The sequence below is a fragment of the Bacillus sp. FSL R12-0074 genome (assembly GCF_038005725.1).
Classification (GTDB): domain Bacteria; phylum Bacillota; class Bacilli; order Bacillales; family Bacillaceae_G; genus Bacillus_A; species Bacillus_A mycoides.
Window position 1 is genome coordinate 3883810 of record NZ_JBBOTR010000001.1, and the last position, 13105, is coordinate 3896914.

Annotated in this window: 17 protein-coding genes; 3 read left to right on the plus strand and 14 right to left on the minus strand. The window is 36.2% G+C overall.

The genetic code is table 11. The features are described from left to right. Nucleotides 1-24: 24 nt before the first annotated feature. Together NSS97_RS20015 and NSS97_RS20020 are read right to left on the minus strand one after the other, a co-directional pair. On the minus strand, nucleotides 25-1050 hold the full coding sequence (locus NSS97_RS20015) for a SepM family pheromone-processing serine protease (protein ID WP_002088283.1): 1026 nt from the start codon (nucleotides 1048-1050) through the stop codon (nucleotides 25-27). Beyond that, entirely contained in the window at nucleotides 1043-1834 is a 792-nt protein-coding gene (locus NSS97_RS20020; protein WP_002088284.1) for a patatin-like phospholipase family protein, read from the minus strand. The genes NSS97_RS20015 and NSS97_RS20020 overlap by 8 nt, the downstream gene beginning before the upstream one ends. Nucleotides 1835-1946: 112 nt before the next feature. Here NSS97_RS20020 and ylbJ point away from each other — a divergent pair, with 112 nt between their 5' ends. Continuing rightward, the gene (gene ylbJ, locus NSS97_RS20025) at nucleotides 1947-3176 is read left to right on the plus strand and encodes a sporulation integral membrane protein YlbJ (protein ID WP_002033736.1); all 1230 of its coding nucleotides are present in this window, start codon (nucleotides 1947-1949) and stop codon (nucleotides 3174-3176) included. Here ylbJ and coaD read toward each other — a convergent pair. Together coaD and rsmD are read right to left on the minus strand one after the other, a co-directional pair. Further along, nucleotides 3168-3659: a pantetheine-phosphate adenylyltransferase gene (gene coaD / locus NSS97_RS20030; RefSeq protein WP_044442849.1), complete on the minus strand. Its 492-nt coding sequence runs from the start codon at nucleotides 3657-3659 to the stop codon at nucleotides 3168-3170. The genes ylbJ and coaD overlap by 9 nt on opposite strands. Beyond that, the gene (gene rsmD, locus NSS97_RS20035; RefSeq protein WP_001266992.1) at nucleotides 3656-4222 is read right to left on the minus strand and encodes a 16S rRNA (guanine(966)-N(2))-methyltransferase RsmD; all 567 of its coding nucleotides are present in this window, start codon (nucleotides 4220-4222) and stop codon (nucleotides 3656-3658) included. Before rsmD ends, coaD begins: the two co-directional genes overlap by 4 nt. A 529-nt stretch (nucleotides 4223-4751) precedes the next feature. On the opposite strand from rsmD, the gene NSS97_RS20040 reads away from it, so the two are divergent. Further along, the gene (locus NSS97_RS20040) at nucleotides 4752-5141 is read left to right on the plus strand and encodes a DUF7147 family protein (protein WP_002014762.1); all 390 of its coding nucleotides are present in this window, start codon (nucleotides 4752-4754) and stop codon (nucleotides 5139-5141) included. A gap of 55 nt (nucleotides 5142-5196) precedes the next feature. On the opposite strand, the gene NSS97_RS20045 is transcribed toward NSS97_RS20040, so the two are convergent. The 6 genes from NSS97_RS20045 to NSS97_RS20070 form a co-directional block, all read right to left on the minus strand. After that, nucleotides 5197-5463 (minus strand): YlbG family protein, encoded by a 267-nt coding sequence (locus tag NSS97_RS20045; protein ID WP_002088292.1) that lies wholly within the window; start codon nucleotides 5461-5463, stop codon nucleotides 5197-5199. 127 nt (nucleotides 5464-5590) lie between these two features. Beyond that, nucleotides 5591-6043: a YlbF family regulator gene (locus NSS97_RS20050; protein ID WP_002014765.1), complete on the minus strand. Its 453-nt coding sequence runs from the start codon at nucleotides 6041-6043 to the stop codon at nucleotides 5591-5593. Nucleotides 6044-6159: 116 nt separating this feature from the next. Further along, entirely contained in the window at nucleotides 6160-6732 is a 573-nt protein-coding gene (locus NSS97_RS20055) for a histidine phosphatase family protein (protein ID WP_107886410.1), read from the minus strand. 77 nt (nucleotides 6733-6809) lie between these two features. Further along, complete coding sequence (locus NSS97_RS20060) at nucleotides 6810-7055, minus strand: YlbE-like family protein (protein WP_002014770.1); 246 nt, start codon at nucleotides 7053-7055, stop codon at nucleotides 6810-6812. 11 nt (nucleotides 7056-7066) lie between these two features. Then, entirely contained in the window at nucleotides 7067-7504 is a 438-nt protein-coding gene (locus NSS97_RS20065) for a spore coat protein YlbD (protein WP_107886409.1), read from the minus strand. A 173-nt stretch (nucleotides 7505-7677) separates the two neighbouring features. Then, nucleotides 7678-8712, minus strand: a complete 1035-nt coding sequence (locus NSS97_RS20070) for a CAP domain-containing protein (RefSeq protein WP_002088298.1) — start codon at nucleotides 8710-8712, stop codon at nucleotides 7678-7680. A 208-nt stretch (nucleotides 8713-8920) separates the two neighbouring features. On the opposite strand from NSS97_RS20070, the gene NSS97_RS20075 reads away from it, so the two are divergent. Beyond that, nucleotides 8921-9286: a YugN family protein gene (locus tag NSS97_RS20075; protein ID WP_002066906.1), complete on the plus strand. Its 366-nt coding sequence runs from the start codon at nucleotides 8921-8923 to the stop codon at nucleotides 9284-9286. Between the two features lie 36 nt (nucleotides 9287-9322). Here NSS97_RS20075 and ctaG read toward each other — a convergent pair whose 3' ends face one another. The 4 genes from ctaG to ctaD all read right to left on the minus strand — a co-directional run bounded on the left by ctaG (nucleotide 9323) and on the right by ctaD (nucleotide 13104). Further along, a complete protein-coding gene (gene ctaG, locus NSS97_RS20080; protein WP_033708188.1) occupies nucleotides 9323-10228 on the minus strand; it encodes a cytochrome c oxidase assembly factor CtaG in 906 nt (301 codons plus the stop codon). Between the two features lie 81 nt (nucleotides 10229-10309). Further along, nucleotides 10310-10642 (minus strand): cytochrome c oxidase subunit IVB, encoded by a 333-nt coding sequence (gene ctaF, locus NSS97_RS20085; protein WP_002014776.1) that lies wholly within the window; start codon nucleotides 10640-10642, stop codon nucleotides 10310-10312. 3 nt (nucleotides 10643-10645) lie between these two features. After that, entirely contained in the window at nucleotides 10646-11269 is a 624-nt protein-coding gene (gene ctaE, locus NSS97_RS20090; RefSeq protein WP_000557861.1) for a cytochrome c oxidase subunit III, read from the minus strand. After that, nucleotides 11269-13104, minus strand: coding sequence for a cytochrome c oxidase subunit I (gene ctaD / locus NSS97_RS20095; RefSeq protein WP_176126945.1), 1836 nt, complete (start codon nucleotides 13102-13104; stop codon nucleotides 11269-11271). Before ctaD ends, ctaE begins: the two co-directional genes overlap by 1 nt. Nucleotide 13105: the final 1 nt, after the last annotated feature.

Consider the following 13105-nt stretch of genomic DNA (forward strand, 5'->3'; position numbering starts at 1 on the left):
AAAACCTCTCTTCTTCAGAGAGGTTTACTTTGTTTTACCCATTTTTTCCAAATACGTTAATGCATCATCCAGTGTGTCCACCGGTACAATTTTCATCTTCGTTTTAATATCTTTCGCAGCTTCAAGAGCATCTTTATAATTCGATTTCTCTACACCTTTTTCATTTGGCGCAAAAAACACTTCAGCTCCCGCATCACTAGCAGCTACTACTTTTTGCTGAATACCACCAATTGGACCAATTTCTCCTTTATCATTGATTGTACCTGTTCCAGCTATTTCATGTCCGTTTGTTAAATCTTCTTCAACGAGCTGATTATAAATTTCTAGTGTAAACATTAACCCCGCTGATGGACCGCCTATTTCATGGGAATCAATTTTCACTTTCGGATCTACTACTAACTCTCTTTCCGTAACGATAGAGACCCCTATACCGACGCGTCCATTCCCATTAGGGATCGTCTTTACATTTAAATTTTCTTTAAACTGTTTTCCGCCCCGCTTGTATTCAATATTTACTGTGTCCCCTTCTTTTTTCCCTGTCATATACTCAATAAATTGTTCCGTCTTGTCGAATATTTTTCCATCGACAGCTATAATAACATCTCCCAGCTTAAGCTTTCCCTCTGACGGCATACCCTTTGCTACACCAGCAACTAGTACACCTTTATTTTCAAAAGAAACAGAGCGATTTGCACGTTTATAAGCATTATAGATTGCTGCATTTTGCGAATCTTTCATTGCATAATTTTGGCGAAATTGATATTCTTCATCACTCTCGCCTTTTTGCAATATTTCTTCCGCCTTCGAAACGTGTGTATATTTATTAAATTGCGCGGCTATTAAGTTCACCACATTAGCAGGTCCCATTGAGACAGTGACAAGCATGAAATCACCAGACTCTTTAGTTCCACCGTCAACTTGCACGTACGGCGCTAATTTCGCGGCCATACCTGGTTTTGTCACATAATACGGCAAGCGCACATAAACAAGTAGCATCGCCAATATAACCCCTATTAAAATTGCATATATAAACCGAAAACGCTTAAACATTATGTTTCTCCTTCCACTGCTCAATTAGTAAATAAATGTTTGAAATATGTTTTTCCGCTTCCACTTCTCCGACCCTAATAATGTCTTCAATATGTGTAAAAGCACGCGAACTAAATTGTTCCACTGCTGGCCGCATCATTAAATCTGATGCTATTTGCCGATTCATCACAAGTTCATGTTGCATAATTTCAATACTTTGCATAATTACATCATAAATCGATGTAACCTCTCCATTCACCTTAATTGGAGATACATCAACAGCAATAACAATATCAGCACCTAAATCTTTTACAACCGATACGGGAATACGGTCAATTACCCCTCCATCCACTAATAAGCGACCATCTATTTTTTCTGGAACAAACACCCCTGGTACAGATATACTAGCTCGAACCGCCTCCGCAATCGGACCACTTGTAAAAACAACTTTCTCCCCCTTCAAAATGTCAGTAGCCACAACAGCTGTCGGGATATCTAACTCTTCTAAATTTTTATTATATGTAAACATTTTAATCATATCTTTAATACGTTTTCCAGCAATAAATCCCATTTTAGGAACTGTAAAATCCAAATAATATTTCCTTTTGAAAACAGCTGCCAATTTATACAGTCTTTCAACGTTACAACTCGCTGCATAAAATGTACCAATTAATGCCCCTATACTACTACCTGCTATCATGTGAATAGGGATGCCAGCTTCCCTCAACACTTTTATTACCCCTATGTGAGCAAAACCTTTTGCACCTCCGGATCCAAGCGCTAAACCGATTTTTGGTTCCTTCATTTTTCTCACCCTTTAATTTTTTTCATTCCTTTTTCATACTTATGGTCTAAATTCACCACATATCCACGTATACTGAAATGAACGTTTTTGGGACAAAGGGGGATTTTCTTACATGTACGAAAAATGGAAAACTGCTTTTCTTACCATATCAATGTTGTTTTTAACCTTTTCTCTTGTACTTCACCCCCAAGATGCTTTGCAAGCTTCAATTCGCGGGTTAAATATATGGTGGGAAGTTGTATTCCCTTCACTACTACCGTTTTTCATCATTGCGGAACTTCTAATCAGTATTGGTATTGTAAAATTTATCGGTGTTATATTAGAACCACTAATGCGTCCACTGTTTCGTGTTCCAGGGGTAGGCGGATTTGTTTGGGCAATGGGAATGGCTTCAGGATTCCCCGCTGGCGCCAAATTAAGCGCTAGACTACGCAAGAGCAATCAACTAACACAAATTGAAGCGGAACGACTCGTATCTTTCACAAATTCTTCTAATCCACTTTTTATTTTCGGAGCGGTTTCTATTGGTTTTTTCAATAATCCGAAATTAGGACTCGTATTAGCAGCAGCACATTATATAAGTAACTTTATCGTCGGATTACTTATGCGCTTTTATGGTAATAACGATACTTACATAAAAGACAAACATACGAATCAAAAGCGTGCCTTTCAAAACCCTTTTTCCATCCTCCACCAAACACGTATGCAAGAAAAAAGACCAATCGGAAAACTACTCGGTGACGCTATCGTTTCTTCTATTCAAACATTGCTCATGATTGGTGGGTTTATTATTTTATTCTCTGTTTTAAATAAAATGATTACTGTTTTCAAAATTACAGAAGCGCTTTCTTTTATTATGCAACATATTTTATCATTCTTCCAACTTACATCCCAATTTAGTATTCCGATATTATCCGGTATTTTTGAAATGACGCTTGGAAGCCAAATGATTAGTCAAATTAATGAATCAACACTTCTTCAACAAGCGATGGTAACAAGCTTCATTTTAGCATTTAGCGGTCTTTCTATTCAGGCACAAGTAGCAAGCATATTAGCGGAGACAGATATCCGCTTTAAACCATATTTTTTAGCTCGAATTATCCAAAGTATTCTCGCTCCTATTTTCACTTTTATATTTTGGGGACCATTTTATGAAAAAGTTCATTCTTTCTCGCCTACGCAAGAAGATCTTCCCGTATTTTTATTGAATCATTCTTATACACTAACTGATATTTGGACATCATTTATACACTACGGACCAATCTTCACCTTATTTTGTTTATATTTGTATGTCATCTTATTGTTTTTACGTATTCATAAAGAAAAACCCCGTTCACTTTAACGGGGTTTTAAACTTGTCTTTTAAAGCACGCTCTACAATCGGAGGAACAAGGTCTACTACACTCCCACCATATCTCGCAACTTCTTTCACAATACTTGAACTTAAAAATGAATATTGATTATTTGTCATAATGAAGAAAGTTTCGATATTTTCGTCTAATTTTCGATTCATTGAAGTAATTTGCATCTCATATTCAAAATCAGAAACTGCTCGCAAACCACGTAATATTGCATTTGCATTACGCATTTTTGCATATTCCACCAATAATCCACTATGTGAATCAACTTTTACATTCGGAATATCCTTTGTCGCCTCTCGAATTAACTCTAGGCGTTCTTCTACCGAAAAGAATGGTTTTTTTGATGAATTGTTTAAAACAACTACATATACTTCATCAAATACTTTTGCTCCCCTTTTAATAATATCCAAATGTCCAAGGGTAATTGGATCAAAACTCCCTGAAGAAATAGCTATACTTGTCATTCTGTCCCCTCACCTTCATACTTATAAATCGAAATTGCTGTAATCCCGTAGTTTTCTGCCCGTACTTTTACAAGTTCTCCTATAGAATCAGGTAAAACCACGTCATCCCCATGCTCTGCCATAATGATGCCATCTTTATTTAACAATCCATGTTGATCCATTACACTAACTAAAGACACAATTTTTTGAGCTTTATATGGAGGGTCTATTAGTATAAGATCGAATGATATTTCACGCTTTATAAGCGCCTTTACCGCACGCTCTGCATCATTTCGGTACACTTCAGCTTGTTCTTGTAGTCTACAGCTTTCTAAATTTTGATGAATGACTTTTATCGCTTTACTATCTCGGTCAACAAAAATCGCTTTATCAATCCCTCTACTTATGGCCTCAATTCCAAGACCACCGCTACCACCAAATAAATCAAGAGCGATACCACCATCATAATAAGGACCTATCATATTAAAAATAGATTCTTTCACTTTATCTGTCGTTGGACGTGTTGTATTACCAGGTACCGCTTTAAGTGGGTGCCCTTTACATTTTCCTGAAACTACTCTCATCTGTTGTCACTACCTTTATTTCAATCTATAGAGCGATTACAGCAAATTCATTTCAATTCGGTAACCGCTACCGATTCATACTATTTCATACATTTTTTCATTAATCTGTTATTTAACTAATTGAAAACCTCAGTTAAAATAATCGCTCGCTATTTCTTTCATATCCATTTCACTATTTGCAAGCAACAACCCTCTATGTACATCAGTTCCACTTTACCTTTTTTATCCTATCATAAAATAAAAAAAAGAAAAATAAAAAGCCTAACATAAATTTTAATTTCATTATGTATATCTTCATTTTAGATTGGACATAAATAAATATAACAACATCATTTTCGATGTTGTTGCCAACCGCGGAGAAGACTTACGTTTCCCCATAAGTTCTTCCTCCGGTTTCTCCTCTCCCTTTGCCTTCTTACTAGTAGTACATACTAGTATTAGAAGGGCCCTGCTTTGCAGGGTTTTTTTATTTGTCTACTTTTCATTTAAAAAGTCAGGTGGTACAGTAAAAGAAAGAGGAGGAAAAAATATGATTCAACGCTTTATAGAACTCGGAGAAGGCTACTCTGACTTATATGAATTACTTGAAATTGCCAAAACAAACCAAGAACGTGTAACACATATGTTACAATTCGAAACTGTAAAAAACGAAAAAAAAGTGTGTTCACTTGTTGTAATACTAAAACCGACAACTACTGGTGATTTCCAACCATTATACATATGTCGTGAAGGCATTCCTGTACTTGAAAATAAAAAAAGTAAACGTGTCGTTTTATTTGAAGAAATGGCGGAACAAATAGGGAAAAAAGTTACTCCCTTTACTGTAAAACCATCAACAACTTTCCCTGAAAAAGAACTATTTTTTAATCATCTAATTGGTATTTTACGAATGAACAATTTCATTCCTCCAATGAAATAACACGTTATTTCAAGTAAAAAAATCCCCCGCTAAATTTAGCAGGGGATTTTTTTACTTAGCTATAATCGTATTCTTTTGCCCGATCAGGACGCGAATTTTCGAATTCCGTTTTTAAAAATGGGCGATACGACTGTTCTACTTTTTTTACAAAAGGAAGTTTATTCAATTTTTGCATCATATGCTCAATTTGTTCCATATCACAATATACAACGGCATATTTCAAACGTTTTGATATGTAATGAATGTTACCATATTTCCTTAAAATCTTGGCATGTTTCAATGAATGTAAATAAACAATCATACTTTGTCGTTGCCCGAACATAATCTTCTCCATCTTCTCCTTTTAAAAACTTATATTCTTATATTTTATGAAAACCAATCATAAATTTATGACATTAAAGAACAAACTCTGTATACGTTTTCTTCTATATTCTAAAAAACGGGGTAAATTACCCCGTTTTTTTACAACCACAACCGCCTCCGGTACCACAACCACCGCCACAGCCACCCGCATCAAAAAACGGATTTCCTGTTGGAACTTTAACGGAAGAAGACACCTCAGAACCAATTGCTACACTAACTTCATCTAATAACTTCTGTAAAGCTGTTTCTGCTCTTTTAAAGGTTGCAACCTTATCATGCATATCTACAGAACGCTTTAATTCCCTCATTTTCGTCGAAACGAAAGTATAATCAGGATGATATTTACCAAAACGTTGCACTTCTTCGTATCGCTCTTTCATCGCTGTAAATTGCTGAATTAGCGTCTGGACTTCTATATCTTCTTGTAAATCCTTATAATACTTACGGTAATCTTCTGCTATATCTGAACAGATGATCGCTTTTGCAAGCTGCTCTGCCTTATCTAAAATCAATACGCTTTCCAGCGTCGCTACAATCATGAGAGACACCTCCGAGTATCCATCATAACACATTTGGAACAGAACTACTAATTGAAGTGTCTCACCTAAAAGAAAGATATGATTCTAATTACTTTTCATACAATCTCCTTGCACTCTTATACACTAATATGCTCCGCAATATTATATTTAAGAACATCCCATTTCCCGCTATCCTCTTTCACGTAGCTAATACATGCGTTTTTTAACGGCGTTTTAAATGTAATTTCATTTGGTGCAATTGCGTGTAAAATAGCTTTTATTGCATGTGAATGCGCAACAATGATAATACGTTTATCTCCATGTGCTGCTGCAACCTGTTGTAAAGCCGTAAAACAGCGCTCTACGATTTCTTCATCCTGCTCCATTCCTTCTACATTACCTTCTGTAATTAACTCTCTAACGGCCGCAACTGGTTTCCCAGAAGCTTCCCCAAAATTACGTTCCATAAATCGCTCATCTAATAAAATAGATGGTAATCCAATAGCCCCAGCAATTTCCTTAGCTGTTTCTTGCGCTCTAATTAACGGGCTACTTATAATTATATCCCACGATTCCGCTTGCAAGGCAGCTGCACTTTGACTCGCTTGCTTCTTCCCAACTTCATTGAGTGGAATATCTTCGCGCCCTTGAATAATCTCTTGAAAGTTCCAATCAGTTTGTCCATGTCGTACTAAACAAATTTCCGTCATGCTGCAACTCCTTTTTTAAATAATCCGATTCTATTGTAACAAAAGTTTTGCATAACGGACATAGTTTTCCCTTCCAATTACGTCGTATTTTGCTGCTTCATATACTGGAACATATCAATCATAATTGAAGCAACGGCCAATTGATTTTGAAATTTTTCCACTTTATCTGGTATCGTTTTTTTGAAATGCTGCATGGCAGCTAACTCAAAAGCTTCTTTTTCTTCTGGGTTACGCGTCAATTTCCGGTACCAGTATGGCTGTTCCCGAATATAGCGAGCTAAATCCTCATCAGCTTTTATAAACTCCATAAGCTCTGCTCTCATTCTCTTTCCCCCTAATCCTTTTGAAAGAAAAAAGGATTATTTTCAGAAGTACTTTGTTCTTGCTGCGCACGGTTTCCTTGAAATTGTTGAATAACTTGTTGCACGCTACCAATCGCACTCGTTACATTTGCTAAATGATGTTGCATTTGTTCTACGTCTAGCTTTTTAAAGAAAGAAAGCATTTGCCCCATCACATCCGCAGTTTTTTCCTCTTCTGTTCGATTTTCTTTTTTTTCTTTATTTTCTTTTACCGAAGAAAAAGCAGGTGCTCCATCAGGTCTATATGCTGTCCATATTTGATCTTCTTCACCAAGTAAGTACCATTCTTCATAAAATTGCTGCCAAGTTTTTTGACCACCTCTAACCTCATGAACCATTTTAGGGTGATGGTTTACAAACTCTTTAAACTGTTGAACCGATGGATGTAACGGCCCTTTTGTTGTTGGCATAATCCTCACCTCTTCATGTATATCTACTATATTGTAAGAAAAAAAAGGCACATGGTTCGCCTATTTTTAGACGATTCATGCACCTTTTTATCTTCCTATTTGTGGACAATTAAAGCCCGATTGGTGAAGACTAATAATCAATGAAGGATGCCCCGACTGATTAAAGTTTCATTTTATTTTCGGATAAAGTTTTGAGTATAAAATTTATCATATACTCCAACACCTAATCCAGTAAATTGTTCGTTTAATAAATTCTTTCTATGCCCCTCACTATTTAACCAACCCTGTACCGCCGCAATTCCATCACTATGTTGCGCCGCTATATTCTCACCAGCAAGTTGAAAAGCCACTTGCCCACGTTGCAAGCGATCTCCTAACGTACCAAAAGTAGGTGAATCGTGTGAAAAATAATTATTATCCTTCATATCTTTACTATGGCCAAATGCAACATCTGCAGTTTGTTGATCCAATGTTAACAACGGTAATTGATGACGACTCCGAATAATATTTGTTAAATCGAGAATTTGTTGCATATTTCCATTTTCTACTTGCTTCATTTTTTCTGGCGTCAGCGGCTGTTCCGCTATTAATTCACCTGAATAAACAAGTTGATATGGTCTTTGTCGTAATAACGTTTCATCATCCATATAACGAAGACCAACAAGCTCATGTGTAAAGTGATCAAAGTATAATTGTGCCCACCCATCTTCTACAGGTACTAGCGGTTGTTCCATTACTTCCGTATCAGATAACTCAAATTGATAACTATTCTTTCCTCTTTTTAATGAAATCTCATGTGAAAGTGGATTCTTTTTATATACCTCTTCATACTTTTCATTTATATAATAGGGAGCCACCTTAACTTGCTCACCAGCAACATACGCCGTTACAACTTTACGTTCAGCAACTCCAAATTGAACATACTGAGCTAAATCTTGATTATACACCCACCATTCATATCCATAAGCAGACGGCTCTATTCGAGATGGTTCGCCCCACTTCGCTAATAAATTCTCAGAGTCCCCGCCAATCATATTTAAAACAGTGTCCGTGGATTCTTCATTTACTTGCTTCTTCTTTTTCACAATTTTATTTTCTTGCTTAGAGTGAGATGGGGTTAATATATATTGTGACACGAGTAACTTCCCGTATAAATCAACAGCTAAAATTAAAAATGTAATCATTACGATACGCAATAATTTCTTCAAACGATATACCTCCTGAACAAAGCATAAAATCGAGATATACACAAACCCTTTTATTTCCTTTTTTTGTGTGTACCGTACTCTTTTCACTATATCATATTTTCACGAAAAAAGTCTGGATTATCCCTTTTCTCGCAATACGAATTGCACTTTCTTATTATTCGTACTATTATAAAAATAATGAACTAACATTAAAATAAGGAGGTATTCTATGCAATTTACAAATACAAACTTTAATGATGCAGTCGTTGATCTAACTCTTTTAACTGAGATTATGGAAAACAATCATTTTGTACTTGCCGGACAATGGGATTACGAACGCGTTACATATGATTATAAATTTGAAATATTAAAGGATATTTATTATTTACGTGTACAAGGATTTGCTGTTGAAGGTGACATCGGCGGCAGACACGCTCAAGTAAAACTATTGCCACCCTTATTAGGAAAACATTATTATCCTCATGGCGTTGAATATGGAGATGATGAGATTTTTCCAACGAATGTACTTCAAAAAAGCGAACAACTCCTACAAAATATTGAAAAAGAGTTAAAAGAATTTCAAATTATTGAATAACAAAAAAACTAGCGCATTAACACGATGCGCTAGTTTTTATTTCGTCTGTAAATAAGGAGGTAACTCTTGTAGCTGCTCTTTATCCTTTTCACGCTCTCTACGTGCCCATTTAAAGAACACATAACCGATAATCGTACCGTACACTATTTCCTGGACAATTTTCATAATAATACCACCTGTTTGCTGGTCTTGTACTACCGGCATCCAATGTAAAAATTCTGGTCCAGTTATATTTAAATCTGATAAAGTACCCGCCGGTACACAGAGTTCCATTGCCTTCATCCAAGCGGCCGGATCTGTATATGTTGCAAATAATGGTGCAGTCGCAAAAATTATTAACGCACAAGCTGGCGTTAATAAAATACCATTAGCAAACATGTAACCAAGCTTCTTAATATCACTTAAAGTTTGATATTCTGGCAGTGGATTTAACATCGGCCACCACATCATCATTGCTGCAAAAAACAATATAGCAAGGCAAATAGGATGCGCTATTTGACTTTGTTTTACTGCATCAAAAACAATTGGCAAATGATAAAAGGAAAACAGGCCATTAAATACAAACAACGCAATAAGCGGCTTAGCAAAAAACTTTATCACAATTTGAACGAACTTAAAAGAAGTAATATAACGATATAACCAAACAGGTATACCAAGCAGTAATAACGGAGGCACCGCAATATACATTACTGCCATCTCAAACATATGTGCACTAAATATGATATGACCAATTAAATCAATAGGTCCTCCCTTTACAACATACAAAAGAACAATCCCGGTCGTAAAATAAAAAATTTGCTTCTTACTTACCTTCGTCGCATTTTCAAATCGCGTTCTATACGGTCCAATAATTAAAAAATAACTAATAAGAATCGAGATCATAAATAATAAAAAAATTGGACTCCATAAAGCTTGAAAACCAAATACCCATAAGTTTTCCATTTCCACACCTACCTTTTCAAAATTCTTATATTTCATATAAAAAGAGGGCTTTGATATATCAGAGCCCCCTACTATCACTGTTTAAATCCACACAATTGTCATAAAGGCTAATATTGTTAATAAACCAATTAACAATCCAGAGTACAAGAAGAAACTCGCCGCTTCATGCCCTTTATGACTCATATGCATGAAATAATATAACTGAAATATAACTTGAATGACTGCTAACAATAATATAAATGGAACCGAAAAAATCGGGCTAAATGTTTTCGGATATGCCACCGCTGCAAATGCAACTAATGTTAAAAAAATCATTAGTGAAAATGTAACAACTTGGTGCTTCATTTCCTCTGCACTTTTTCTCTTCCGATAAACAAGATCCACCTTAGGATTATTCGTTTGCTTAACCGCCATTGTTTATCCCACCATTCCCATCAAATATACTACAGTGAAAATAAACACCCAAACTACGTCAATAAAGTGCCAATAAATTGATGCAACATAAAACTTTGGTGCGTTGTATAAATTTAAGCCTCTCTTCGCGTTTCTAAAGATTAATGTTAAAATCCAACATAATCCAAACAACACGTGGAGCCCGTGTGTACCAACAAGAGCATAAAATGCAGAACCAAACGCACTACTTCTCATAGTATGCTTAAATTCATGCGTATAATGATAAAACTCATATATTTCAAACCCCAAAAATCCTAAGCCAAGCAACACTGTTACAAGTAACCAAAGTTGCATTTTCTTAAAGTTAAAATTTTTCATATGATACATTGCGTATACACTCGTTAAACTACTTGTTAACAAAAGCATCGTCATAATGAAAACGAGTGGCATTTGAAACATCTCTTGAGATGTTGGTCCACCATTTGTAGAGTTCTTTAACGCTAAATATGTGCCAAATAAGGAAGCGAACAACACTGTTTCGCCTCCAAGAAATAACCAAAAACCAACAAACTTATTTTTCCCCTCAAGGGTTGCTTTTTCAGGCTCTGCTGGAAATGTTTCATTCGTTAATTTCTCATCTACATGCATTACGCCTTGCCCCCCTTATCATCTAAATCTTCCTTATGAATATGATATCCATGATCATCAATTACTGAACGAAGGAACATTGTACCAAACGTAATGATTAAACCGATAATCGCTACTAATAACCAAAATTTATCTTTGCCACCCTGCATATACATCGCACCGAATGCTGCTATGAATAAGCCTAGAGAAATGATAAATGGTGAAAATGAAGCATTTGGCATATGAATATCACCGGCCGGTTCCGCTGCTGTCATCTCTTTATTACCTTCACGTTTTTCAATCCAAAACGGATCTAACCCGCGAACAAATGGCAATTGTTTAAAATTGTATTCCGGTGTAGGTGCTGGCATTGTCCATTCTAATGTACGTCCATCCCATGGATCACGGCCAGCCTTCTCTTTTGATACCGTTGTTTTTATTACATTGAATAAAAGAACAATCGTTCCAAGAGCCATAAACACAGCTCCGATAGAACTAATCATATTCCCCATTTCCAACCCTTGGCCCTCAAGATATGTGTAGTAACGACGCGGCATACCGATTAGACCTAGGAAATGCTGAATAAAGAACGTTAAATGGAAACCGATAAAGAATAACCAAAATGTTATCTTACCTAATGTTTCATTTAATACTTTATTAAACATAAGTGGCCAATAATAATGCGCACCTGCAAGTAAACCAAATACAACACCACCAACAATTACATAATGAAAGTGTGCTACTACGAAATAGTTATCATGAAACTGATAATCAGCTGGTGCAGAAGCAAGCATAACACCTGTAACTCCACCCATAACGAAGGATGGAATAAAAGCTACCGCCCACATCATTGGTGTTGTAAACCTAATACTTCCACCCCACATTGTAAAGAGCCAGTTAAATATTTTAATACCCGTTGGAACTGCAATCGCCATTGTTGCAACCGAGAAGATAGCATTTGCAACAGGCCCAAGACCAACAGTAAACATATGATGCGCCCATACCATAAATCCTAAAAACCCTATTAATACTGTCGCGAACACCATAGAGGAATAACCGAATAATCGTTTTTTCGAAAATGTGGCGAAGATTTCTGAGAATATTCCGAAAGCTGGGAGTATAAGAATGTATACTTCCGGATGACCGAAGATCCAGAATAAATGCTCCCATATAATCGTGTTCCCACCTAGTGCCGGATTAAAGAAACTTGTGCCAAATAAACGATCTAACATTAAAAGTCCTAATCCTACAGTTAATGGTGGAAATGCAAATAAAATAAGTGAAGATGTTACAAATGTTGTCCATGTAAACATCGGCATGCGCATGTACGTCATCCCTGGCGCGCGCATATTAATAATTGTAACAAGGAAGTTAATACCTCCAATTAATGTACCAATACCTGATATTTGCAAGCCGAGTACATAAAAATCAACACCATGTCCTTTAGAGGCTAAAGCTAAAGATGCATACGATGTCCACCCTGCATCAGGTGCTCCTCCTAAAAACCAACTTAAATTTAAAAATAATCCACCAAAGAAAAATAACCAAAATCCGAGCGAATTCAAAAACGGGAACGCCACATCACGTGCTCCAATTTGAAGTGGTACAGCGGCGTTCATAAATGCAAACACGAGTGGCATAGCTGCGAGGAAAATCATTGTTGTACCGTGCATCGTTAATACTTGATTATAAGCATCCCCAACAAGAAAAGCATTGTTAGGAATCGCTAACTGCAGGCGAATAAATAGTGCTTCTATTCCACCTATTACAAAAAACAATCCACCTGCAATTAAATAGAGAATGGCAATCTTTTTATGGTCTACTGTCGTTAAATAATCCCATATGACAGCACCCATC

Coding starts and splice junctions, on each gene's coding strand:
- rsmD (WP_001266992.1), bottom strand. CDS start 4,222: ATGAGAGTAGTTTCAGGAAAATGTAAAGGGCACCCACTTAAAGCGGTA.
- ctaF (WP_002014776.1), bottom strand. CDS start 10,642: ATGGCGGTTAAGCAAACGAATAATCCTAAGGTGGATCTTGTTTATCGG.
- NSS97_RS20050 (WP_002014765.1), bottom strand. CDS start 6,043: ATGATTGTAGCGACGCTGGAAAGCGTATTGATTTTAGATAAGGCAGAG.
- NSS97_RS20045 (WP_002088292.1), bottom strand. CDS start 5,463: ATGTTCGGGCAACGACAAAGTATGATTGTTTATTTACATTCATTGAAA.
- NSS97_RS20020 (WP_002088284.1), bottom strand. CDS start 1,834: ATGAAGGAACCAAAAATCGGTTTAGCGCTTGGATCCGGAGGTGCAAAA.
- ctaD (WP_176126945.1), bottom strand. CDS start 13,104: ATGGGTGCTGTCATATGGGATTATTTAACGACAGTAGACCATAAAAAG.
- coaD (WP_044442849.1), bottom strand. CDS start 3,659: ATGACAAGTATAGCTATTTCTTCAGGGAGTTTTGATCCAATTACCCTT.
- NSS97_RS20060 (WP_002014770.1), bottom strand. CDS start 7,055: ATGAGAGCAGAGCTTATGGAGTTTATAAAAGCTGATGAGGATTTAGCT.
- ctaE (WP_000557861.1), bottom strand. CDS start 11,269: ATGCATGTAGATGAGAAATTAACGAATGAAACATTTCCAGCAGAGCCT.
- NSS97_RS20055 (WP_107886410.1), bottom strand. CDS start 6,732: ATGACGGAAATTTGTTTAGTACGACATGGACAAACTGATTGGAACTTT.
- ylbJ (WP_002033736.1), top strand. CDS start 1,947: ATGTACGAAAAATGGAAAACTGCTTTTCTTACCATATCAATGTTGTTT.
- NSS97_RS20065 (WP_107886409.1), bottom strand. CDS start 7,504: ATGCCAACAACAAAAGGGCCGTTACATCCATCGGTTCAACAGTTTAAA.
- ctaG (WP_033708188.1), bottom strand. CDS start 10,228: ATGGAAAACTTATGGGTATTTGGTTTTCAAGCTTTATGGAGTCCAATT.
- NSS97_RS20015 (WP_002088283.1), bottom strand. CDS start 1,050: ATGTTTAAGCGTTTTCGGTTTATATATGCAATTTTAATAGGGGTTATA.
- NSS97_RS20040 (WP_002014762.1), top strand. CDS start 4,752: ATGATTCAACGCTTTATAGAACTCGGAGAAGGCTACTCTGACTTATAT.
- NSS97_RS20075 (WP_002066906.1), top strand. CDS start 8,921: ATGCAATTTACAAATACAAACTTTAATGATGCAGTCGTTGATCTAACT.